Origin of the sequence: Salinisphaera sp. Q1T1-3 (assembly GCF_003602005.1) — a bacterium.
Classification (GTDB): Bacteria; Pseudomonadota; Gammaproteobacteria; order Nevskiales; family Salinisphaeraceae; genus Salinisphaera.
This window is the reverse complement of the sequence record NZ_QZWD01000026.1, coordinates 1-23,614: the sequence shown is the minus strand read 5'-3', so window position 1 is coordinate 23,614 and position 23,614 is coordinate 1. Positions and strand designations below refer to the sequence as shown.

The 23,614-nt window shown below is 65.6% G+C and carries 20 protein-coding genes and 1 pseudogene; 12 read left to right on the top strand and 9 right to left on the bottom strand.

Annotated elements, in window-relative coordinates; all coding sequences use genetic code 11:
- Positions 1 to 60 precede the first annotated feature (60 nt).
- Positions 61 to 1,179, top strand: a complete 1,119-nt coding sequence (locus D3260_RS16640) for a 5-methyltetrahydropteroyltriglutamate--homocysteine S-methyltransferase (RefSeq protein ID WP_120099740.1) — start codon at positions 61 to 63, stop codon at positions 1,177 to 1,179.
- A gap of 265 nt (positions 1,180 to 1,444) precedes the next feature.
- Here the strand turns inward: D3260_RS16640 and D3260_RS16635 are convergent, their stop codons facing one another.
- The 3 genes from D3260_RS16635 to D3260_RS16625 all read right to left on the bottom strand — a co-directional run bounded on the left by D3260_RS16635 (position 1,445) and on the right by D3260_RS16625 (position 4,192).
- Entirely contained in the window at positions 1,445 to 2,035 is a 591-nt protein-coding gene (locus tag D3260_RS16635) for an exonuclease domain-containing protein (protein WP_120099739.1), read from the bottom strand.
- Between the two features lie 36 nt (positions 2,036 to 2,071).
- Positions 2,072 to 3,550, bottom strand: coding sequence for a DASS family sodium-coupled anion symporter (locus D3260_RS16630; protein ID WP_120099738.1), 1,479 nt, complete (start codon positions 3,548 to 3,550; stop codon positions 2,072 to 2,074).
- A 72-nt stretch (positions 3,551 to 3,622) separates the two neighbouring features.
- On the bottom strand, positions 3,623 to 4,192 hold the full coding sequence (locus D3260_RS16625; protein WP_120099737.1) for a TIGR00730 family Rossman fold protein: 570 nt from the start codon (positions 4,190 to 4,192) through the stop codon (positions 3,623 to 3,625).
- Between the two features lie 344 nt (positions 4,193 to 4,536).
- On the opposite strand from D3260_RS16625, the gene D3260_RS16615 reads away from it, so the two are divergent.
- Positions 4,537 to 5,508, top strand: a complete 972-nt coding sequence (locus tag D3260_RS16615; RefSeq protein ID WP_120099735.1) for a TerC family protein — start codon at positions 4,537 to 4,539, stop codon at positions 5,506 to 5,508.
- Positions 5,509 to 5,798: 290 nt separating this feature from the next.
- Here the strand turns inward: D3260_RS16615 and D3260_RS16610 are convergent, their stop codons facing one another.
- Positions 5,799 to 6,278 carry a MarR family winged helix-turn-helix transcriptional regulator gene (locus D3260_RS16610; RefSeq protein WP_120099734.1) on the bottom strand — a complete coding sequence of 160 codons (480 nt, stop codon included), beginning with the start codon at positions 6,276 to 6,278 and terminating at the stop codon, positions 5,799 to 5,801.
- Entirely contained in the window at positions 6,275 to 6,763 is a 489-nt protein-coding gene (locus D3260_RS16605) for a DUF3237 domain-containing protein (RefSeq protein ID WP_158583589.1), read from the bottom strand. The genes D3260_RS16610 and D3260_RS16605 overlap by 4 nt, the downstream gene beginning before the upstream one ends.
- 693 nt (positions 6,764 to 7,456) lie before the next feature.
- Here D3260_RS16605 and D3260_RS16600 point away from each other — a divergent pair.
- Together D3260_RS16600 and D3260_RS16595 are read left to right on the top strand one after the other, a co-directional pair.
- Positions 7,457 to 8,287, top strand: coding sequence for a p-hydroxycinnamoyl CoA hydratase/lyase (locus D3260_RS16600; RefSeq protein WP_120099732.1), 831 nt, complete (start codon positions 7,457 to 7,459; stop codon positions 8,285 to 8,287).
- 23 nt (positions 8,288 to 8,310) lie between these two features.
- Positions 8,311 to 9,801, top strand: a complete 1,491-nt coding sequence (locus tag D3260_RS16595) for an AMP-binding protein (protein ID WP_120099731.1) — start codon at positions 8,311 to 8,313, stop codon at positions 9,799 to 9,801.
- A 45-nt stretch (positions 9,802 to 9,846) separates the two neighbouring features.
- Here the strand turns inward: D3260_RS16595 and D3260_RS16590 are convergent, their stop codons facing one another.
- On the bottom strand, positions 9,847 to 11,109 hold the full coding sequence (locus tag D3260_RS16590; protein ID WP_120099730.1) for a Glu/Leu/Phe/Val dehydrogenase: 1,263 nt from the start codon (positions 11,107 to 11,109) through the stop codon (positions 9,847 to 9,849).
- Between the two features lie 166 nt (positions 11,110 to 11,275).
- On the opposite strand from D3260_RS16590, the gene D3260_RS16585 reads away from it, so the two are divergent.
- The 3 genes from D3260_RS16585 (at position 11,276) to D3260_RS16575 (ending at position 13,994) form a co-directional block, all read left to right on the top strand.
- Entirely contained in the window at positions 11,276 to 12,025 is a 750-nt protein-coding gene (locus D3260_RS16585; protein WP_120099729.1) for an SDR family oxidoreductase, read from the top strand.
- Between the two features lie 206 nt (positions 12,026 to 12,231).
- A complete protein-coding gene (locus D3260_RS16580; protein ID WP_147418244.1) occupies positions 12,232 to 13,050 on the top strand; it encodes a hypothetical protein in 819 nt (272 codons plus the stop codon).
- Positions 13,035 to 13,994 (top strand): hypothetical protein, encoded by a 960-nt coding sequence (locus D3260_RS16575; RefSeq protein WP_147418243.1) that lies wholly within the window; start codon positions 13,035 to 13,037, stop codon positions 13,992 to 13,994. The genes D3260_RS16580 and D3260_RS16575 overlap by 16 nt, the downstream gene beginning before the upstream one ends.
- Before the next feature lie 13 nt (positions 13,995 to 14,007).
- On the opposite strand, the gene D3260_RS16570 is transcribed toward D3260_RS16575, so the two are convergent.
- Positions 14,008 to 14,478 (bottom strand): DUF4282 domain-containing protein, encoded by a 471-nt coding sequence (locus tag D3260_RS16570; RefSeq protein WP_158583588.1) that lies wholly within the window; start codon positions 14,476 to 14,478, stop codon positions 14,008 to 14,010.
- Between the two features lie 598 nt (positions 14,479 to 15,076).
- Between D3260_RS16570 and dsbG the strand changes: the two genes are divergently transcribed.
- Together dsbG and D3260_RS16560 are read left to right on the top strand one after the other, a co-directional pair.
- The gene (gene dsbG, locus D3260_RS16565; protein WP_120099754.1) at positions 15,077 to 15,847 is read left to right on the top strand and encodes a thiol:disulfide interchange protein DsbG; all 771 of its coding nucleotides are present in this window, start codon (positions 15,077 to 15,079) and stop codon (positions 15,845 to 15,847) included.
- Between the two features lie 127 nt (positions 15,848 to 15,974).
- Positions 15,975 to 18,761, top strand: coding sequence for a pitrilysin family protein (locus tag D3260_RS16560; RefSeq protein ID WP_120099725.1), 2,787 nt, complete (start codon positions 15,975 to 15,977; stop codon positions 18,759 to 18,761).
- 58 nt (positions 18,762 to 18,819) lie between these two features.
- On the opposite strand, the gene D3260_RS16555 is transcribed toward D3260_RS16560, so the two are convergent.
- The gene (locus D3260_RS16555; protein ID WP_158583587.1) at positions 18,820 to 20,109 is read right to left on the bottom strand and encodes an MFS transporter; all 1,290 of its coding nucleotides are present in this window, start codon (positions 20,107 to 20,109) and stop codon (positions 18,820 to 18,822) included.
- Positions 20,110 to 20,647: 538 nt separating this feature from the next.
- On the opposite strand from D3260_RS16555, the gene D3260_RS16550 reads away from it, so the two are divergent.
- From D3260_RS16550 to D3260_RS16540, 3 genes are read left to right on the top strand one after another with little or no spacing between them, the layout of a single operon-like run.
- On the top strand, positions 20,648 to 21,391 hold the full coding sequence (locus D3260_RS16550; protein WP_120099723.1) for a (Fe-S)-binding protein: 744 nt from the start codon (positions 20,648 to 20,650) through the stop codon (positions 21,389 to 21,391).
- On the top strand, positions 21,388 to 22,875 hold the full coding sequence (locus tag D3260_RS16545; RefSeq protein ID WP_120099722.1) for a lactate utilization protein B: 1,488 nt from the start codon (positions 21,388 to 21,390) through the stop codon (positions 22,873 to 22,875). Before D3260_RS16550 ends, D3260_RS16545 begins: the two co-directional genes overlap by 4 nt.
- On the top strand, positions 22,875 to 23,492 hold the full coding sequence (locus D3260_RS16540) for an LUD domain-containing protein (RefSeq protein ID WP_120099721.1): 618 nt from the start codon (positions 22,875 to 22,877) through the stop codon (positions 23,490 to 23,492). Before D3260_RS16545 ends, D3260_RS16540 begins: the two co-directional genes overlap by 1 nt.
- Here D3260_RS16540 and D3260_RS16535 read toward each other — a convergent pair.
- Positions 23,489 to 23,614 (bottom strand): annotated as a pseudogene (locus D3260_RS16535) (IS481 family transposase); the annotation flags it as partial. The gene D3260_RS16540 and the pseudogene D3260_RS16535 overlap by 4 nt on opposite strands.

Below are 23,614 nucleotides of genomic sequence, written 5' to 3'. Positions count from 1 at the left end.
CGCCTTTATCGCGCCCGGCCATGACCGGGCCTTCGTATTCCCCGAAGAAGAGAGCTTCGCATGTCCCATCGCGTGAACCCGCCCTTCCGTGCCGAACAGGTCGGCAGCCTGCTGCGACCACCGAAGGTCCAGGCCGCACGACGGCGTTATGCCGAGGGTGATATCAGTGCCGCCGAACTGCGCGCGCTCGAGGACGTCGCGATCGCCGAGATCGTCCGGCGTCAGGAAGAAGTCGGCATGCAGGACGTCACCGACGGCGAACTGCGCCGCGCCTATTTCCACCTGGATTTCCTCAAGCAGCTCGACGGCGTGACCGTGACCGGCGGCATCAACGCCAACCAGAGCGCGAAATCGGCCGACGACGGCTTCAAGCCGCCGCAGCTGTCGGTGAGCGGCAAGCTGGCCCATGCCCGCCCGATCCAGGTCGAGGATTTCGCCTTCCTCGACTCCAAGATCAAGCACGGCACCGCCAAGGTCGCCATCCCGTCGCCGACCATGGTGCATTTCCGCGGCGGCCGGGCTGCCATCGATATCGAGGCCTATCCGGAAATGGATGCCTTCTTCGCGGATCTGGCAGCCTGTTATCGCGACGAGATCGCGGCCCTGCACGCCGTGGGTTGTCGTTATCTGCAGCTCGACGACACCAATCTGGCCTATCTCTGCGACCCACAGATGCGCCAGGCCGCCGCCGATCGCGGCGACGATCCGAACGAGCTGCCGCGCCAGTACGCCGCCCTGATCAACGACGCGCTCCGGGATCGCCCGGACGATATGACCGTGGGCATCCACCTGTGCCGCGGCAATTATCGCAGCACCTGGTTCGCCGAAGGCGGCTACGAGCCGGTCGCCGAGGTCCTGTTCAACGAACTGAACGTGGACGCCTATTTCCTCGAATACGACGACGAGCGCTCCGGCGATTTCGCCCCGTTACGTTTCGTGCCGAAAGACAAGACCGTGGTGCTCGGACTGGTGTCGTCCAAGGTACCGGCACTGGAGTCGGTGGCTACCCTGGCCAAGCGCATCGACGAAGCCGCGGCCTATGCCCCGCTCGACCAGCTCTGCCTGTCCCCGCAGTGCGGTTTCTCCAGCACGGCGGAAGGCAACGAGATCACCATGGAAACCCAGTGGGCGAAACTGGCCCGGGTCGTGGAGACCGCCGAGACTGTCTGGGGGCGATGAAAGCCCGGCAGGCCGGGCCGTGGGCGCGGCCCGGCTCGTCCTGCGTGGCGCATCACGCTGTGCGTTGACACACGCGTCACCTCGCGTGGTCCGACAGGCATCAATGCCTCGAAAGCAGTCTTTCGGCAAGCCAAATCACAGTGCCGGCCTATCCAATTCAGGGTATGAAACGGCCCGACGGATGGCGACATCACGACACTGCCCGATCGAACCCGCTCGTGAACGAGACCCAGGGTCCACGCTCAAAACAGATCCGCGAACCGTCTCAACGAAAGGCCGCCACCGGCCGGTGCGCGGCGGTCAGCCAGTCGGCGACCGACAGGCCCGTAGCCCGGACGGCGGCTTCGATGACCCAGCCGGCCGCACGGGCATCCTCGCCCGCGTCATGATGGGCGAACTCAAAACCCAGCACCCGCTGGAGATTCGCCAGGCCGTGACCGCCCCCATCGCCCTTGAGCGCGGGAAAGGCGCGTCGCGCGACGCGCACCGAGTCCAGCCACCGGGCCTGGATCATGGGCCGGCCATGGGTTTCGCATGCCCGGCTCATGGCTGCGACATCGAAGGTAGTATGCGAGACCACCACCTGATCGCGCAGAAGCGTGGCTACCTCAGCGTGCCGCGCGGCCCAATCGGGCGCATGGCTGACGTCCATCGGGCGGATGCCGTGCACGGCGATGTTACCCGCCGCGAAATACGTCTGCGGATGGACCAGCCATGACCAGTTGTCCACGAGTACCCCGCCCGCGAACCGCGCGAAGCCGATCTGACAGATGCTGCCAACATCGGCATTGGCGGTTTCGACGTCCACGGCAATGAAGGCCGTGGGATCAGCCGGCGAGGCGATCGGTGACACCATGGGACACGCCTGCAGTGAGCGATTCGGCGCTTGGTTTTACCAGACCCAGGTGATCACGGCATAGGGGATGAGTGTCGCCAGAACGACGCAGGCGACGTTGAGCACTGCGCCGGCGCGGACCATGGCGCCGATGGTGATCCGCCCCGAGGCAAAAACGATCGCATTGGGCGGCGTGGCCACCGGCATCATGAAGGCACAGCTGGCCGCCAGTGCGGCCGGTACGGTCATCAGCAGCACATCGACATTGACCGAGGCCGCCAGCGCGCCGAGTAGCGGCATGAAGACGGCGGCGGTCGCGGTATTCGACGACACCTCGGTCAAAAGAATGATGGTCAACGCCACCGCGCCGATCAGCAACAGCATCGGCAGCACGGCGAAGATTTCCATCGAATCGGCGATCCAGGCCGCCAGCCCGGTGGACTTGATCGCACCGGCCAGGGCCAGCCCGCCCCCGAAAAGCAGCAGGACACCCCAGGGCACGTTGGCTTCGTTCTCCCAGCTCATCAGGCGATTGCTGCGTGCCATGCTCGGCCCGTCGCCGGCCGGCACGATGAACAGCGCCACGCCGATGACCATGGCGATCAACGCGTCGGAGACGAAATCCGCACCGGCATCGTTGATCAGCGGCCGCGTGATCCAAAGCGCCGCCGCCAGCAGGAACATCAGACCCACGCGTTTTTCGGCCGGGCTCACGGATCCGAGTTTGGTCAACTCATGATCCAGCATCCGCCGTGTGTCGTCACTGGCCCCGAATTCAAAGCCGCCACGGGTCAGCCAGGCCCAGGCCGCGGCCATCATCAACAACGCCGTCGGCACGCCGACAAGCATCCATTGCGCGAACCCGATATCGATGCCCTGGTCGGAGGAAAGATAACCGGCCAGCAGGGCATTGGGCGGCGTGCCGATAAGCGTGGCGGTGCCGCCGATCGAAGCCGCATAGGCGATGCCGAGCAATAGATTCGTGGCATACCGATCCACGCCGGGCAGATCCCGATCGGCCATGAGGGCGATCACCGAAGTGCCGATCGGCAGCATCATCACCGATGTCGCGGTATTGGACACCCACATGCTGATGAAACCGGTGGCGATCATGAAACCGGCAATCTGACGCCGCGGCTGGCTGCCGACCACACGCAGGGTCGTCAACGCGATTCGACGATGCAGATTCCAGCGCTGCATCGCCAGACCGATCAGAAACCCGCCGAGAAACAGGAAGATGATGTCATCGGCATAGCCGTGTGCCAGCGTCTGGAACTCGCCGATGCCAATCAGCGGGCCGAGCGCGAGCGGCAACAGCGCAGTCGCCGGAATCGGAATCGCCTCGGTCGCCCACCAGGTCGCCATCAGCAGCGCCAGACCGGCACAGTGCCAGCCGGCGATCGGCAGACCGCTCGGCGCCGGCAGCAACAGAGCCAGGATCAGCCAGAGCGGCCCCAGCAGCAGACCGATCTGACGCACGCGGGCCCGGCTGTCCGAGCCCGCGCGACTGGAAACGCTATCCTGGGACGGCGCCACGATGACTCCTTGCCTGCTACCGATGGCAACACGGTAGCAATCGCGGTCCGTCGGCCACCTGCGACTTTCGTATCAGCGAACGGCCACCCGGCTGAACAGGGTCTCGACCAGCGGCGTCGGCTCGGCCTCGACGACGATCCGCTCGACATGTGTCTCGGCGACGAAGCCCTGGTCGCGCATGTGGCGCATGCAGGTCACGAGCGGCTGATAGAACCCGGCGACATCGAGCAGCCCGACCGGCTTCTCGTGCCAGCCGATCTGGCCCCAGGTGACCACCTCGAACAATTCCTCCAGCGTACCGAACCCGCCGGGCATCGCCACGAAGGCATCCGCGGCCTCGATCATGGCCATCTTGCGCTGATGCATCGTCTCGACCACATCGAGCCGGGTGAGGCCGTGATGGGCCAGCTCGCGATCGGACAGCCCGCGCGGAATGACCCCGTGGACCGGTGCTCCACCGGCCAGCGCCGCGTCGGCCACCGCGCCCATCAGGCCGACGCGCGCGCCGCCGTAGACGAGACCGAACCCGGCCGCGGCCAGGGCCGTGCCGAGTCCTTCGGCAGCCGCACGAAAGCGCGGGTCGACGCCATCGCGCGAGCCGCAATAGACACAAAGCCAGTAGCGCTCGTTGCTATCGTTCATCCGCCCGGAGTCTGTTGTCGTGTCGTGGAAAACCGGCCGTCGGTGCCCTGTGACGACCGGGGCGCTGCGCGCCGTGCCTGCATTGTGCATCAAGGCGGCGCCACGCTCTATCGCCGCCTGACAGACGCCGCGACGAAGCCGATGATGAGGCCATGTGCCACCGACGACGCACACGGCGCGACGTTCGCCCGACGCCGTGCCGCGCGCCGCCCGACGGCGAAAATCGCAGTATGGGCCAATATCTGCATCACACCGGTATCGACTGCAGCAGGCCGACACGTCACGTAAGCTCGGTTACGTATTCGGCGGTACGCCGTACCGCGCCAACCGAGAATGAACGACCGATGGACGTACCCGTCTGGATTTGGGCCAGCACGATCGCCGGCATACTGGCGCTGCTGATCTTCGATTTCTTCGCCCACGTGCGCACACCGCACGAACCCTCGCTCCGGGAGGCCGGGGGCTGGTCGATCTTCTACGTGGTCATCGCCCTGCTGTTCGGCGCCGGCCTGTGGGTGGTCTGGGGATCCGACCATGGCATCGAGTACTTCGCGGGTTATGTCACCGAAAAGAGTCTGTCGGTCGATAACCTGTTCGTGTTCGTCATCATCATGGGCTCGTTCAACGTGCCCAAGGCTTATCAGCAGAAGGTACTGCTGGTCGGCGTGGTGATCGCGCTGCTCCTGCGCACCGTTTTCATCGCGCTCGGCGCCGCAGCGATCGAGAACTTCTCCTGGGTGTTCTATCTGTTCGGGCTGTTTCTGCTCTATACCGCCTGGAGCCTGGCCACGTCGTCACACGACGAGGACGAGGAATACGAACCGAACTTCCTCGTGCGCACGGCGCAGAAATATCTGCCCGCCACCGATGAATACAACGGCAACAAGCTCACCGCCCGCATCGACGGCAAGCGCGTGATCACGCCGATGCTGCTGGTGATGATTGCGATCGGCGCCACCGACGTGATGTTCGCGCTCGACTCGATTCCGGCGATCTACGGGCTGACGAAGGAGCCGTTCATCGTCTTCACGGCCAATGCCTTCGCCCTGCTCGGCCTGATCCAGCTCTATTTCCTGCTCGGCGGCCTGCTCGACCGGCTGGTCTATCTGTCCTTCGGGCTCGCCGTCATTCTGGGCTTCATCGGCATCAAGCTGATCATCCATGCCCTGCACACCAACGAGCTGCCCTTCATCAACGGCGGGCATCACATCACGGCACTGCCCGAAATCCCGATCTGGCTGAGCCTGTCAGTGATCCTGGCGGTTCTCGTGGTGACCACGGTGGCCAGCCTCATGCGCTCGGCGCGCTCGGACTGACCGACCGCCTCGGTCGGCCCTACGGCGCGTCGTCACGAGATAGACCGCCGCACCCGCGGCCAAGCGGCGACAAGACAAGGCATCGCTCCCGTGGCATGGCCCGGCCACGGGAGCGCGATAACGCCGGATGGTCGTCGCTTGGACGCTGCCCCTTCAGGCTGCCCCTGCCGGCCGCGCCGCATCGCGTTGCGCGCCTTGACCGGGACACGGCCACGATCGGCGACTCGCGCCTTGCAGGACACACTGCGGTCTCTCGACGAAAAGGCGCTCGAACGAAACCTCAACACGCCCTAGTCCCGACGAGCGGCGCCGGTCGACCAGAGTGCGTCCAGCGTCGTCACCACTCCCGCCGCATCACCGAGCACCCGGGCCTCCATGCGCGCCACGGCACCCGAGGCCTCGGCCTCGAGCGTCTGCCCGGCAGCGGTCAGGCACCACAGAAACGATCGACCGTCGTGCGGATGCTCATGGCGCTCGATCAGCATGCGCCCGGCGAGCTTGTTCATCACCGCAACCATGTTCGACGGCGCCACGCCCAGCGATTCGCTGATCTGCTTGTGCGTGAGCGCGGCGTTCGCGGCCAGCAGGATCAGCACCGAGAACTCGACCTGACGCAGATCGAACGGCTCGCCGATCTCGCGTACGAAATACTGCTGCATGGCCAGGTCCGCACGGCGCAGCTGGTAGCCGGCCAACCCGCGCAGACTGCGGTCGTCGACCGTATCCGGCGGGGCCAGCGGGCTTTCGGGTTCCGGCGACGCAGTGCTCATGCCGGGCTCCCGATCAGCGGCCCGATCGCGAACAGATCGATTTCGACCCGGTCAGCGTGGCGGGCGGCATTGCCGACGAACACGGTTCGATTGAGCCAGTCGTGTTCGGGGGCTGCGGTGTGCAGACGGGCCGCGGTCCGAAAATAGTATTCGTCGGGCGAAACCGGCGCACCGGCCGCCAGACGATCGGCGACCGCGGGCGGGGCATGCCGCAGCCCGCGGTTGTCGATCTCGATCAGGCTGGCGTCGTCGAGTTCGAGCACGTACTGCGCCCGGAGATCGACCACGCCGTCGGGGCGGATGGTCTGCCAGTCGCCCCCGCCCGGGCGGACGTGGCCGGACCGCCATGCGCCGGTCAGCGTCCCGCCGGTGATCGGCACGAACCGTCGTCGCCCGGCGCTGTTTGAACCGAGGTCCACGGGCGGCGCAATCGCCACCGATAGATGACCGACAAGCGTTGCCTCAAGGGTCGGTTGTTGTGTCATGCGAATCCGCGCCGACCGGCGCCCTCTGAAAAATGGACCGCCGGCAACCCCAGGGCCTGTTGAGGTTTCGTGCGAGTCCACGCCAAGCGCGACCTGAAATTGACGATGGGCGGTAAGACGGGGCGTCGCACGCGCCGGGCAACCATGCTGCACCAGCCTGCTAGAACGCTGTATTGCCGTCGTGTTTTTGATTTTGGGGCACTTGTCCCTTGGGGTTGAGCCGCCCATGAAAAATCGACGATGGGCGCTCTGCGGCGTTGCGAGTCTGGATCGTGGCACGCCGCGATACGGCAACTCGCGTCTTGCCGGACACGCTGCGGTCTCTCGACGAAAAGGCGCTCGGACGAAACCTCAACACGCCCTAGCGCATCGTGATACACCGACGCCGAATGATGCCCCGCGCGACTTAACGCGACTGGGCGGCGGGCTGCAATGTCCGCGCCAGATGGCATTCCAGGTCACGCCCGGCCGTATCGAGCGGCCCACGCGTGGCGGGTTCGATCCGATGACGGGTCGCCAACCTGGCGCTCGCAAACAGTCTCGACGGGCGTGGGCACGGTCATCACCGACTCCGATGGATAGAAACCCCGAGCTTACAGGCTCGGGGTGGCACTTTTCATACGACGATTTAGTTATATCCAATAACTTTATTCACGCGCAGTCTGTTCGGGAATCGATCAAGAGACCTCACCCATGACTGATTACACGAACCGCTGGTCGACCGTGCAGGTCGACGTCACCGATGGTATTGCCCGGGTCACGCTCAACCGCCCGGAAAAGCGCAATGCCATGAACCCCACGCTCAACCGCGAGATGATCGACGTCCTCGAAACGCTCGAACTCGATGCGGATGCCGGCGTGATCGTACTCACCGGCGCCGGCGAGTCGTGGACAGCCGGCATGGACCTCAAGGAGTATTTCCGCGAGACCGATTCCCAGCCGGAAATCGTGCAGGAGCGTATTCGTCGCGACTGCTCGCAGTGGCAGTGGAAGCTGCTGCGCATGTACGCCAAGCCGACCATCGCCATGGTCAACGGCTGGTGTTTCGGCGGTGGCTTCTCGCCGCTGGTGGCCTGCGATCTGGCGATCGCCGCCGACGAAGCGGTGTTCGGCCTGTCCGAGATCAACTGGGGCATCCCGCCGGGCAACCTCGTGAGCAAGGCGCTCGCCGATACGGTCGGCCATCGCGCCTCGCTGTACTACATCATGACCGGTGAGACGTTCTCGGGCACCGAGGCCGCCGAGATGGGCCTGGTCAACCGGAGCGTGCCACTGGCCGAACTCGAGACCACGACCATGACGCTGGCGCGCACGCTGCTGGACAAGAATCCGGTCACGCTGCGCTATGCCAAGACCGGCTTCAAGCGTTGCCGCGAGCTGACCTGGGAACAGAACGAGGACTATCTCTACGCCAAGATCGACCAGGCCAACCACCGCGATCCGGAACACGGCCGCGAACAGGGCCTGAAGCAGTTCCTGGACGATAAATCCATCAAACCCGGCCTGCAGGGCTACAAGCGCTGAATGCGGCGATCGAGGAGGCTGTCATGAGCTGGCACACGCCCGACCCGATCGCCCTGCATGCCCGCGGCCAGCCGAACCGGCTGGCCGCCCGGGACATCGCCACCGATCGACACTGGACTTATGCCGAGCTGGATCGCGACATCCAGCGCGCCGTCACGCTGTTGCAGCACGACTACGATATCCGGCCGGGCGACCGGCTGGCCGTGGTCTCCGGCAACTGTGTCGATCAGATCCTGCTGGCGCTCGCGCTTGAACGCCTCGGCGCGATCTTCGTACCGCTCAATCACCGGTTGGCCCCGGCCGAGCTCGGCGTGATCCTCGACGATTGTCGTCCGCGCCTGTTGGTGACCGATCGTCGCGAGACATTAAGCGCATCCGGCGCCGACTGCCCGATGGTCGATATGGGCGACGTGGCGGCCGGCATCGCGGCCAGCGAGCCGGCCGGACCGCTGCCTGTCCAACCGGCCTCGGCCGTCAAGATCCTGCTCTATACCTCGGGTACCTCCGGCCGCCCGAAGGGCGTCATGATCACCGGGCAGAACATCCATGCCACGGCCGTCAATTTCGGCGTGCTCGGCCGCGTGACCTACGACAGCGTATTTTTGTGCGATGCGCCGATGTTCCATGTGATCGGCCTGTTGCCCAGCGTGCGCTCGCCGCTGCTGTTCGGCGGGACACTGCATATCTCGCCCGGCTTCGACCCGACCCGCACCAACGCGATGCTGGCCGACGAGACGATCGGTGTCACGCACTATTTCTGCGTGCCCAAGATGGCCGACATGCTCGCCGAACAATCCAATTTCGCGCCGGATCAATGGCATCGCCTCAAGGCACTGTTCACCGGTGGGTCGCCCATTTCGCCGCAACGGATTCGACGATGGCTGGCACACGGCGTGTGTATTTCCAACGGTTTCGGCATGACCGAGGCCGGCACGCTGCTGCATGTCCCGCTGGATCGAGAGGTGATCGATGCCACCGCCGGCAGCGTCGGCCTGGCGCCGCCGGAAATCGCCATCCGTCTGGTCGATGAAACCGAACGCGACGTGCCGCCCGGCACGGCGGGTGAGATTCTGGCCCGCGGGCCCAACATCACGCCCGGCTACTGGCAGCGACCGGCCGAGACCGCGGCCGCCTTCACGGCCGACGGCTGGCTGCGAACCGGGGACATTGGCCAGGCCGACGACAACGGTTTCATCACCCTGCGCGATCGCAAGAAGGATATGTACATCTCGGGCGGCGAAAACGTGTTTCCGGCCGAGGTCGAGCATATCCTGAGCGATCACGCGGATGTCATCGAGGCCGCCGTCATCGGCGTGGCCGACGACGACTGGGGCGAGGTCGGCCATGCCTATGTGGTCCTCGGCGACGACGCCCGCGCCGATGCCGAGGCGCTGGCACGTCACTGTCGCGATCATCTGGCCGGTTACAAGATGCCGCGGCGCTTTTTCATCGTCGATGCCCTGCCCCGCAATGCGGCCGGCAAGCTGATGAAACAGCAGCTCGGCAACGACTGAACCCACGGGCCGGCTGCGGCTGGCCCGTGGGCCCCAACGAATCGCTCAGCGGTGATCGTCGCCGCGGAAAAAGGCACTCGTCCCGCGGGCCTCGGCGGCCTGGTCGAGTTTCTCGATCGCGATCACATAGGCCGCGGTGCGATGCCCGATATCCAGCGTCTCGGCCCGTTCGGCAACGCGCTCCGTGGCCTCGACCATGCGTTTTTCCAGTCGGTCGGCGATCGTTTCCGCGTCCCAATACCAGGCCTGGCGATTCTGCACCCACTCGAAATAGGACACGGTGACACCGCCGGCATTGGCCAGAATATCCGGCAACACGACGATGCCGTTGTCCGCCAGGGTCCCGTCGGCCTCGGCGGCGATCGGGCCGTTGGCGATCTCCACGATGATTCCGGCCCGGATCGCGGGCGCGTTGTCGGCGGTGATCACCGATTCCAGCGCCGCGGGCGCCAGAATATCCACATCGAGCGTAACGAGATCGGCGTTGGTGATTTCCTCGCCCTCGGCCGCGGTGACCGCGCCGTGCGCCGACTTGGCCTGTTCGACCGCATCGAGATCCAGCCCGTCGGCGTTGTAGATACCGCCCGCCGAATCGCTGACCGCAACGACCCTGTAGCCGGCCTCGGCGGCCAGGCGTGCAAAACGCACACCGGCATTGCCGAACCCCTGAACGGCCACGGTCGTGCCCGCGGCCTCGCGCGACCACCGTTTCATCATCGTGGCCAGTACATGAAAGGCGCCATCGCCGGTCGCCGTGGTGCGTCCACGCGAACCGCCCATCTCGATCGGCTTGCCGGTGATCACATCGGGCCGATGCGCACGCCGGATGATCCGGTACTGGTCGGCCATCCAGCCCATGACCCGGGGATTGGTGTTCACATCCGGGGCCGGGATATCGGTATCCGGCCCGATGAAATCCGCGACCTGCTCGATATAGGCCCGGGACAGACGCTCCAGCTCGGCCGGCGAGAGCGTTTTGGGGTCGACCGTGATGCCGCCCTTGCCGCCGCCGAACGGCAGCCCCATGACCGCGCATTTCATGGTCATCCAGAAAGCCAGCGTCGAGACCTCGTCAGCGTCGACGTCGGGATGGAAGCGGATACCGCCCTTGGCCGGGCCGAGCGTGGTGTCATAGCGCACGCGATAGCCCGGGTAGAGCGCAAAACTGCCGTCGTCGCGGCGCAGCGGCACCGAAACCTTGAGCGCGGCATCCGGCTGGGCGAGGCCCTGGGCGATGTCGTCGGAAATATCGATGTGAGCCAGCGCGGCTTCGATTCGCGCGCTGGCACCGTCGTTCAGGCTGGGCATGGGAGAGGCGCCATCTTGCGTGTGATCGTCCGAGCTTGCCCAAGCCCCGAGCATAAGAAAAACCGTAGATTCCCGGGGGCGACGCCACCGTGTCATTGGCCACTGGTCAGTTTCGATCGGCTGACTTAGTCTTGGCATGAATTCCCGAATCGTTTTTGGATGGGTTATGGATAAAGTCATGCTCGTGACCGGCGGCAGCCGCGGTATCGGTGCGGCCACCTCACTGATGGCCGCCAAGTACGGCTATGCCGTGGCGGTGAACTATCGTCGCGACAAGGAAGCGGCCGACAAGGTGGTCGCCGCCATCGAGGCCGACGGCGGCAAGGCCATCGCCGTGGCCGCCGATGTCTCCGTCGAGGACGAAGTGGTCGCGATGTTCAAGACGGTCGATGAGACGCTCGGCCGCCTGACCTGTCTGGTCAACAATGCCGGTATCGTCGACCAGCCCTGCCCGGTCGCCGAGATGTCGGCCGCCCGGGTCAGCCGGATGATGGCGGTCAACGTGGTCGGCCCGTTCGTGGCCGCCCGAGAGGCGGTGCGACGCATGTCCACCGAACGCGGCGGCGCGGGCGGCTCAATCGTCAACATCTCCTCGGCCGCCAGCCATGCCGGCGGCGGCGCCGGTGCCGGCACCTATATCGATTACGGTGCCTCGAAGGGCGCGATCGATACGCTCACCGAGGGCCTGACCCGCGAAGTCGCCGGCGAGGGCATTCGGGTCAACGCCGTGCGTCCGGGCGTGATCGACACCTCGATTCATGCCAGCGGCGGACAGCCCGACAAGCCCCAGGAAGCGCCAGCCGGGATTCCGCTGGGCCGGATCGGCACGCCCGAGGACATCGCCGAAGCGGTGCTCTATCTTGCCGAAGCCGAATTCACGACCGGCGCCTTTCTCGATGTGGACGGCGGTGTCTGATGCGTTCGAGCCGACCGCGAACGCCTAGCTGTGGTTCGAGGTCGGCGATTTGGGGCATCGCACTGCTTCTGGTGACCGGCTGCAGCGGGCCCGGCGAAGCCCGCGCACCGGCCCTCCACCCCGCCGACACCGCCCCGTCGGCTCCGGCGTGTCGCGACCGGCGGGCACAGACTCTGGCCTGCGGGGCACCGAAGGACAGGCTCGGCGTGCGCCTGCATCGCGCGGATCTCTGGCTGGGCGAGGATATTCGCATCGGTGTGACGGATCTGCGTGCCACGCTCGTGCCGAGCGCGGCGGACGCGCCGGTTCGGCTCGATACCCCGACACATTTCGGCATCAGCATCCACCAGGGCCGTGTCACGCTCGACTCGGCCACCCTGCAGACCCTGATCCAGCACTATTTCGCCGGCGGCGATCGGGGCATGCGCGATGTCCAAGTGGCGATCGCACATGACCGGCTCGTGATCACCGGACAGTTTCAACGACGCGGCTGGGTCGATTTCCACCTGACCGGCAGCGTCCAGCGTGCCGACGGTCGCCATCTGGCGTTGATACCGCAAACGCTGTCCGTCAACGGGCAACCGGCACGGGCCGTGATGGCCGCTTCCAATATCCGCCTTGCCGATGTCGTCTCCGTGCGCGGGCCAGCGATCCGCATCGACGGCAATCGTATCCTGCTGGACGTCCTGGCCCTGCTGCCGCCGCCCACGATCACCGCGATGCTGGCGACTGCGACGCTGGACGCCCGCGGCCTGCACCTGACGTTCGACGACGGACACCATGAGCCACAGGTCGAGCCGGCCCGAACATCACGCTCCTACGGGCTGCTGTACGGTGGCCGGCTGATCATCGGCCCGCTGCACCTGGCCGATCCGCGGATTCAACTGGTCGCGGCAGACAACGACCGACTCGATCTGTCGCTGAACCATTATCGACAGCAACTCGACGGCCAACCCATGCGTCTACTGCCCGACGTCCCCCACACGACCTTCCTCGTCCCGCTCGCGCCGTGGCAATCGTCCTGAAACGGCGCCGTTCACCGTGGGCGCTCTGGCTTGTGCTCGGGCTGCTGGCCTGCGGACCGGCAGATCCGGTGCTCGCCGCGGATGTCGTGGCCGTCGACGGCCACGACGCCACGATCCGCCTCGGCCACGGCGTTGGCATGCATCTCGTCGATCTGGACGCGCGTCTGACACCTCGCCCCGGCCATGACGTCATCGATCTCGACGCAGCGAATTCGTTCTCGATCGAAGCCGTAGCCGGGTGCGCGCTGCTCTCGGCCGACCAGCTCGGCCGATTGTTCAATCGCCATGTACTGGCGTATCCGCAGCGGTCGCTGAACGATCTCGTATTCTCGCCCGGCACCGACCGGATGACCATTCGCGGCGGCATGCGGCTCTGGCATCGATTGCCATCGTTCTGGATACCGTTTCAGGCCGAGGCCGCTATCGCACTGACCGATGACGGCCTCATCCGCCTGGCATTGCACGACACCCGGGCCGGCGGTATTCCGGTCGCCGGCCTGCTCGACCTGATTCATACGCCGCTTGACCGACTCATCACCCTGGCGCGGCCCGGTGCGCGCCTGGTCGGCGATACCATCATCATCGACACGAAAGCCGTGTTACCCGGCCCGTCGTTCGTTTCTCGGCCGACGCATGTCGATCTCGAGCCGGCCGGACTGCGCGTCTGTTTCGGCAACGGGGCGCCGCATACGCGCACGACCACATCGGATACGGTACCGCCCGATGTGGACCCGGCACGTCCGTATCTGTGGCTTGACGGACCGGCCGTGCGCGCCATCGGCCAGCGGATCGCGCCAGCGCGTATTCTGGTGCGCACCGCGGGCGATACCCCACTCATCTTCCGCCTGATCGACAATCGCGATCAGATCGCGGCCGGGCACCTGCAGTTGCGTACCGACGGTCGGCTGACGATCGTACCCGGCCCGCTCTCCGACGACGACTGAACACGACGCCGCCTCATTTCCGCTCTCCCGAACGCCGCCAGAACGCCAAGCGCGGAATCTCCTCGTGTATTTCGCCGATGCGCCGCTGCAGCGCATCCAGGTTGTAGTCGAGCCGGCCGAGCAGCTGATCGGCCCGATCGAGCTCGCGTACGACCTCGCCGAGGCGTGCCTCCATGGCTCGCATTTCGTCGCCCATGCGAAAGACCGAGAGCACGAATTCCAGCGCCACGCGCATGGTCACGACCATGGCGATGAACAGGACCGGCCCGAGCACAACGGCCCAGAGCACCCCGGCCAGCCAGGAAAACCGGAATGCAAGCGCGATCGAGGACAGCGCCGTCAAGGCCGACACCACGATGCCGAAACGATAGATCGCCGGCACCATCTCAGCCGTGATGAAGGTCGAAAAACGCGTATCGAACAACGCCCGGAACAACTGGCCGCGCGGCCGACCGGCGGTGTCGTCGCGACTGGAATCCGTCATGGCCATCACCTCGTGCCTTGTGGCCGAGTATTGATGAAAACACAATCGACACGGCGATTGCTGAATACGCGCCACGCCCGGCCGACTGTCATCGCACGCGGCGTGGGCGCCGCCGGATGGATTTCGGCACACAATCCGTCGGCACATGCGCTTTGGCTGCCCCATGTCAGTCGCCCCCGCGCGCGTCTCGCCGCGGTGTTCGGTTCGCCTTGCCCAGGGCGTGTTGAGGTTTCGTGCGAGTCCGCGCCAAGCGCGCCCTGAAATTGACGATGGGCGGCAAGACGAGGCGTCGTGCGCGCCGTGCCGCCATGCTGCACCCGCAGGCTACAACGCTGGATTACCGTCGTGTTCTTGATTTTGGGGCGCTTGTCCCTTCAGGTTAGGCCACAAATCCCGCCCGGCGGCGTTGCGAGTCTGGATCGTGGCACGCCACGATCGGCAACTCGCGCCTTGCCGGACACACGGCGGTCTCTCGACGAAAAGGCGCTCGAACGAAACCTCAACAGGCCCTGGCAAAACAATGGCCGGCAACGCGCCGATTTCGTTAGTGTTGATCGGCCCTATCCTGCCGCCTGTCGTCTTCAGAGGCCCGGCCGTCATGCGTTATCTGTCGTTATTCGTCATTGTCATCGGCTGCCTGGTGTCGGCTGTCGCCGTGGCGGCGCCGTCGTGGCCTGCTCCCATCCAGCGCATGGCCGACAAGGGACTGACCATCCTCGGGCCGTTCGATGCGCCGGGCGGGGTCACAGGCTATGCCGCCCGCGCCGGACAGACCCCGGTCGCGCTATATCTCACACCCGACGGGCAGCACGTCATCGTCGGCACCATGATCGACGGCAACGGCAAGAATCTCTCGCGCGCCGCGCTGGCCAAGGCGACCGGTACGGCCGACCCCGATCATGTCGATGTCTGGTCCGAGCTGGAGCACAGCGACTGGATCCGCGACGGCGCCACGCAGGCGCCGCGTATCGTCTACGTGATTTCCGACCCGAACTGCCCGTACTGCCACACCTTCTACGAGGCGTCGCGGCCGTGGGTGGCGGCCGGCAGGGTGCAGTTGCGCCAGATTCCGGTCGGCGTACTCAAACCGTCGAGTCCGGGCAAGGCCGCCGCGCTGTTATCGGCCGCGAACCCGACCACGGCATTCCGGCGACACGAGCGACACTACAAGCGCGGCGGTATCGAGCCGATGGCCGATATCCCGAGCGCCCTGCATGACCGGATCACCGCCAACAACGCGCTGATGGCCAGTCTCGGCATCCGCGGCACGCCTGGAATCATCTACAAGAAAGCCGACGGCACGCTCGCCATCCATCAGGGCAATCCACAGGGCAGCACACTGACCGACATTCTCGGGCCGAAGCCTTGAGGCGCGCAGTCATGCTGCGCCAGCCTGCTAGGGCCTGTTGACGTTCCGCACACGTCCGCGTCGGACGTTCGTGCAAGCCCAGGCTGTGTATGTTACATCGTACGCTGCCATCATCGAGGGATATTCCATGCTCAAACACGCCCTGCCGGCCGGCGCCATGCTGTGTGCGCTACTCGGCACGCCCGCCGCGTTCGCCCAGAATTCAGGCTCGCAGAACGCATCCGGCAACGCCGCGGCGGGGTCATCTGCGCCACAGAAAAGCGCGTCGTCGGAGGCCGCCGCTGGCCCCGATTCGGTGCCGACTTCCGATATGTCGGCGCCCGCTTCGAACGTGGCCCGCGAGACGCTCGACAACGGCCTCCAGGTCATCGTGGTGCCGGATCATCTGGCCCCTGTGGCGACCACGATGCTGACCTATCATGTCGGCTCGCGCGAGGTACCGCAGGGTTTCCCCGGCATGGCGCACGCCCAGGAGCACATGATGTTCCGGGGCACGAAGAATCTCTCGGCAGCCCAGATCGCGGCCATCGGCGCGGCGATGGGCGGCGATGTGAATGCGTTCACGACCAACGACTCGACGAGCTATTTCTTCACCATGCCGTCGCAGTTCACCGACGTCGCGCTGCGTCTGCATGCCGAGCGCATGAAAAACGTGCTCGATTCGAAAAAGGACTGGCAACAGGAACGCGGGGCCATCGAGCAGGAGGTCAGTCAGGATATGTCGTCGCCGATTCAGGTGGCGATCAAGCGCATGCGCGCGCAGCTCTACGCGGGCACGCCGTATTCGCATGACGCCCTGGGCACGCGGGATTCCTTCGACAAGACCACGGCCAAGATGCTCAAGCGCTTCCACGATGCGTGGTATGCGCCAAACAACGCCACGCTGGTGGTTACCGGCGACGTCGATCCGGACAAGATCCTCGCCGAGGCCAAGCAGCTCTTCGCCAGGATTCCCTCGAAGAAACTGCCCGAGCGCCCGGCGATCAAGCCCGAAAAACTCGACGCCAAGACCATTCGCATGCCCACGGATTCCGGCTACGGTTTCGCGATCCTCGGATTTCGCGCTCCGGGCACCCGCGACGTGGCCGCCAGCGCGACGTCCCAGGTGCTGGCATCGGTACTGAATAATCCGCGCGGCCCGCTCTATACGCAGATGGTCGCCTCCGGCAAGAGTCTGGCCGCTCAGTTCGGCACGCTGCCGGCTGCCGAGGCCAGCCTCGGTGTCAGCTATGTCGTCTTCCCGAAAGGCGCGGATGCCGATGCGCTGGTCAAGCAGATGCGCTCGATCCTGGGCGATATTGCCGACAAGGGCATCACGGCCGACCAGGTGGCCGCGGCCAAGCGCTCGCTGATCACCCAGGATGTGGCCCAGCGGGACTCGATCCACGGGCTGGCCATGCGCTGGTCCACGGCCGTGGCCGTCAACGGCCTGGATTCGCCCGGCGAGATGCTGGATGCCATCAAGAACGTCAAACCGGCCGATGTGAATCGCATGCTGGCCTCGGTGATCCAGCCGGACCAGAGCGTGCTCGCCGTGCTCACGCCCGAAGGCTCGGGCGCGCCGCAGTCCGGCGGCGGCTATGGCGGCAGCGAATCGTTCGCACCGAAGAACGTGGACAACGTGAAACTGCCCGAGTGGGCCGCCAAGCCGCTGGCCGAGATCAGCACGCCGACCCAGTCCATCTCGCCGGTCGAGACCACGTTGGACAACGGCCTGCGGCTGATCACCGTGCCCTCGGATTCGGTGCACGCCGTGCACGTCTACGGCCACATCCGCAACGCGCCCGACCTGGAGCAGCCCCAGGGCCAGACCGGCGTCGACGACGTGTTGGCCCAGATGCTGGATTACGGTACCAAGAAGCACGACCGCAAGGCCTATCAGGCCGCGCTCGATGCCATCGGCGCCAATGCGTCGGCCGGCACCGATTTCAGCCTCACGGTGCTGCCCGATCATCTGGGTCGCGGTCTGTCGCTGCTGGCCGAGAACGAACTGTCGCCGGCCCTGCCGAAACCCGTGTTCAAGGCACTCCAGCAACGCAGCGCGGCCACGCAGGCCGGCGTGATCGCCAGCCCGGACTTCAAGTCGGATCTGGCGCTGCAGACCGGGCTGTTGCCCAAGGACGATCCGAGCCTGCGCTACGCCACACCGGATTCGATCAGCGGGCTGACTCATGACGATGTCACCCGGTATTACGACAAGGTCTTCCGCCCGGATCTGGCCACGATCGTCGTGGTCGGCAACGTCGACCCGGCGCAGGTGAAAAAGGATATCGAGGCCAGCTTCGGCGACTGGAAAGCCAAGGGCGATGCGCCGGACGTCGATCTGCCGCCGGTGCCGGCCAACGGCCCGTCGAACCATCACGTGCCCGACGACGCCCAGTCGCAGGACACCGTGCACCTGGCGGAAACGCTTGGCCTGACCACGACCGACAGCGACTATCGTGCATTGAAGCTGGCCAACCAGGTGCTGACGGGCAGCATGTTCGCCAGCCGTCTGTACCGCGAGCTGCGGGTCGAGCGAGGCCTGGTCTATTACGTGACCTCCGGCTTCAATACCTCGCGTACCCGCACCCAGCTCATCTTCCGCTACGGCAGCGACCCGGACAAGGTCGACGAGGCCAACCAGCTGATTCGCAAGGCGCTCGTCAAGATGGCCAAGGTCCCGGTTTCGGATGCCGAGCTGCATCGGGCCAAGGCCGGCCTGATCCGCCAGGTCCCGCTCGGCGAAGCCAGCGCCAGTGCGATCGGCTACGGACTGCTCTCCCGCGTCGAGCTGGGGCAGCCGCTGGACGAGCCATATCGTGCGGCCAAGGCCTACCAGGCCATCGGTGCCGACGAGATCCAGTCGGTGTTCAAGAAATGGATCCGGCCGGACGATCTGGTTCGGGTGGTCCAGGGCCCGAAGCCGGAATAGCCGGCACCTGAGAAACCGCACGGCAGCCGCGGATCGTTTCGACGATCCGCGGCTTTTTTCATGGCGCGTGGCGCGGCGTGCCCGGCCGCATAAGCCGGATCAGGATCAATGCACCGATCGCCGAGATCGCCATGATCCCGGCGAACAATATCGTCACCGCGACGATCGCACCGTTGGCGGCGGCCACCGTAGCCACAGCCAGCGACGGCACCAGCCCGCCGAGCATGCCCGCGATGTTGTAGGACACGGCCACGGCCGTATAACGCACGTCCACGGGAAACGCATCGGCCAACAGGGTGCCGAGCGGCCCATAGGCCAGCCCGACCGAGCCGACGCCCAGCGAAATGCCCGCAATCACCGCCCAGGGCTGCCCGGTCGCGACCAGCCCCATCAAGGGCCAGGCGACAACCAGCGTGAGCAACGAACCACCCGCCACAGCGATGCCGGGCGAAAACCGATCGCCAAGACGCGCGCCGATATATATCCCCAGCGCTTCGACCGGCGCGCTGCCCAGCGTGGCCACGAGCATGGTCTGCTGAGACACACCGAGCGTGCGCGTGCCGTAATGCACCAGATAAACCGTGAGCAGGTAGAACGCCCCGCTGGCCATCAGAGCCGCCGCCACGGCGGCCAGCATTCGCCCCCAGGCTGCGCGCACGGCCACAAGCAGCGGCATACCGGCTTCGCCATCGGCCGCCGCCAGGCGCTTGAATGCCGGCGACTCATCCAGACGCAGTCGCAGATAGAGCGCGACGGCAGTCATCGGAAAGGCCAGCAGGAACGGCAGCCGCCAGCCCCAGGCCACGAAGGCCTCGTCCGGCATGAGCGCGACCAGGGCAACCACGCCAGAAGACATCAATGTACCTAGCGGCGAACCGAGCTGGGGCATCGCGCCGAACAGGCTGCGCGACGACGCCGGCGCGTGTTCCACGCTCATCAGGACCGCGCCCGACCACTCGCCGCCGACGGACAGCCCCTCGAGCAGGCGCAGCACGACGAGCAGGATCGGCGCCGCGATACCGATGGTCTCGTAACTCGGCAACAGACCGATCGCGCCCGACGACAGCCCGATCAGCACGATGGTCGTCACCAGCGTGGCCCGGCGCCCGATGCGATCGCCCAGATGACCGAACAACACCGCGCCGGCCGGGCGGGCGATGAACCCCACGGCGAAACTGCCGAGTGCCGCGGCCGCGCCCGCGGTGGGCGAGAGCGCCGGAAAGAACAAGCGGTCGAAGACCAGGGCCGCGACGATCCCGTAGACGAAATAGTCGTACCACTCGATGGCCGTGCCCAGCATCGCGGCGACGGCAACGCGACGGGCCTCGGAGACAGAATTCGGGCGCATGAAGAGAATATATCGTTGGAACAGGATGATGGCCGCCACGTCCCGACGCGAGCCGGACGGCCCGGCCAGCCCAGAGCGTGTCGTCGGGAGATAGACCGCCGCATGGCGCCGCTGGCGAGGATAACCCGAAGAGCGAGCAGCCAAGCCGGCGGGCATCCGGCGATATCGCGCCGCGCGGCCAGGGCGTCGCGGTGCCCCGTTGTTTTAACGATACGGCTCGGCCGGCTGATTCAATGCGCTTATCCCGGCATGCAGGTTTCGTATCGATCGAGAGCACGCGCGCCGTGCCCGCGTGTGGCCTGCGCCGGAGCGGGCGCGATTCGATCGGCGCCCGCACACCTCGCAAAACCCCGCCTGACAAGGCATAGCGCCGATCATGCCGCCCGGTGAACACCTGCACTGCGTCGCGACCAGGCCCGCGGGTACTTTGACCGCAGCGCGGCGCAGAGCTTATCGGGGCCGGGCCGCGGACGTCATGCACTCGCAACAAAGCGCGACAGGCCCTAGTCTGTCGTCAGCACTCCTGTCCGACACCGCCATGACGATCGGTCTGTTCGTTCCCTGTTTCATCGATGCCTTTTATCCGAAGGTGGGCATCGCGACGCTGGAGTTGCTCGAACGACTCGGCTGTGACGTGGCCTACCCGTTCGACCAGACCTGCTGCGGCCAGCCAATGGTCAATGCCGGGTGTCATCCGGAATCCGCGGCGACCCAGCAGCTGTTCGTGGACAACTTCGCGAAATACGACGTGATCGTGGCACCCAGCGGCTCCTGTATCCATCAGATCCGGGACAATCTGACGGCGATCGAACAGACGCCCGAAGTCGTGCACGTGCGTGAGCAGAGCTACGAGCTGGTCGAGTACCTGCACGACGTGCTGGGAGTGCGCGAATTCCCCTGGGCCCGTTTCCCGCATCGTGTGGGCTATCACGATTCCTGCAACACGCTGCGCAACCTCGGCCACGGCCAGCCGAGCGAGCTCGCCGGCGGCTATTTCTCGAAGCCGCGGACGCTGCTGGAAACCGTGGCCGGCATCGAGCTCGTCAGCCCGGCCCGGCCGGACGAATGCTGCGGCTTCGGCGGGACGTTCTCGGTCACCGAGCCGGAAGTCTCGGGCCGCATGGGCTACGACAAGATTACCGATCACGGCGCGGCCGGCGCCGAGTACATCGTCTCGGCCGACACCTCCTGCCTGATGCATCAACAGGGCTGCGCCAAGCGCATCGGCGCGCCGGTGCAGTTCAAGCATATCGCCGAAATCCTCAACGGAGACGCGGCATGAGCGCCCCCGATCCCATCAAGAGTCGGAACTCGCCCAAGGCCGCCCGCGAGGCCGCGCCGCGCCCCGACAAGGCCGGCCCGGGCGAACGCCAGAATCATCGCAAGGCCGCCAGACAGTTTCTGGACTCGCCGGAACACGCGAAATCCCACGATACGCGGGTCTGGGCGATGCGCCAGCGCCGCGATACGGCCGCCGAGACCATCGACGAATGGGAGGCACTGCGCGATCTGGCCAGCCAGATCAAGACCCATGCGTTGACCCATCTCGACGACTATCTCGAACAGTTCGCCGACAACGCCGCGGCCAACGGCGTGCATGTGCACTGGGCCGGAGACGCGGCCGATCATAACCGCATCGTCCACGAGATATTCAAGGACCATGGGGTCAAGAAGGTCATCAAGTCCAAGTCCATGCTGATGGAGGAATGCGGCTTCCGGCATTACATGGAGGGCGTGGGCATCGATATCGTCGAGACCGATCTGGGCGAGCGTATCCAGCAGCTCGACGCCGAGGACCCGAGCCATGTGGTGGTGCCCTCGGTCCACAAGATGCGCTCCGACGTGGCCGAGGTTTTTTCCAAGACCATCGGTTCGGACCCGGACAACGACGATGCCTATTACCTGACCGAGCAACAGCGCCAGCACACCCGCCCGCTGATTCTCGATGCCGATGCCGGGATGACGGGCGCGAACTTCGCGGTGGCCGAGACCGGCGGTTTCGTGGTCTGTACGAACGAGGGCAACGCCGATCTGTCGGCCAACGTGCCCGATCTGCACGTGGCCTCGATCGGCATCGAGAAGATCGTGCCGAAACGCTCTGACATGGGCGTGTTCATCCGCCTGCTGTCCCGTTCCGCGCTGGGCTCGCCCATCACCCAGTACACCTCGCATTTCCGCAGCCCCAAACCCGGCGGCGAGATGCATATCGTGCTGGTGGACAACGGTCGTTCGAAACGGCTCGGCCAGGAGCGCTTCTGGTCATCGCTCAAATGCATTCGGTGCGGCGCCTGCATGAACACCTGCCCGGTGTTCCGGCGCTCCGGCGGGCTGTCGTATGGCGCGACCTATACCGGCCCGCTCGGGCTGATCCTCGACCCGTCGATCGATGCGTATCGTTATTCCAACCTGCCGTTTGCCAGCACGTTGAACGGCAGCTGCACCAACGTCTGTCCGGTGAAGATCAATATTCACGAACAGATCTTCGAGTGGCGCAAGGTGTTGGCCGAGGACGACCAGATCCCCTGGACCAAGCGCAAGACGCTGGCCGCGGCCGGCGAGGTGCTGGCCAATCCCAAATCCTATCGCACGGCCGTGAAATCCGCCCATTCGGCACTCAAGTATCTGCCCGGCTGGGCGATCTACAACAAGCTCAACGCCTGGGGCCAGGTCCGCGATTTTCCGGACGTGCCGGCCGAGGGCACCTTCCACGACTGGTACAAGAAAAATCGCATGCCCGCCGATGCCGCCACACAAGGGGACCACTGATGCGGGGCAAGAACGATATCCTCGCCGATATCCGGCGCAACAAACCCGGCTTCGCCGCGCCGGCGCCGCACGTGCCGTATTACGACGACGACTACCCGCGCGATACCGATGGCCTCGTCGAGCGCTTTGTCACGACACTGGAAAAGATGGGCGGCGTCTGGTGCGCACCGACCGCAGACGAAACGCTCGAGGACACGATGCGTCGCGTGTTCGCCCAGCGCGAGATCGAGGCCACGGCGCTCGTCTCCAACGTGCCCGAGATCACGGGCAACCGCCGCTTACGCGCGGGCGATGCGGCCCGACCGCTCCACGATGTCGACGTCGCCGTGTTGCGGGCGCGTTTCGGGGTCGCCGAAACCGGAAGCGTGTGCTTCACCGAACGCGAACTGATCGTCAACGCGATCGGCTATCTGGCCCAGCATCTCATCGTCCTGCTCGACCCGCGCACGATCGTGACCAATCTGCACCGGGCCTACCAGCGCGACGATTATCAAAACGCCCGCTATACGGTCTTTCATACCGGTCCCTCGGCTACGGCCGATATCGAAGGCGTGCTGGTGCGCGGCGCTCAGGGCGTCCGCTCGCTGACCATTATCCCGGCACACGGCTCGGCCTAGGTGTGTAAACCCACCACATTGTTCACGGAGAGCGACAATCGGCTGACGGGTGGTTGGTGGTTGAGGCTGGCATGGGGTCGATGCCAGTTATAGTGGTGGAGCCAGTAAGGCAAGTGATCGGC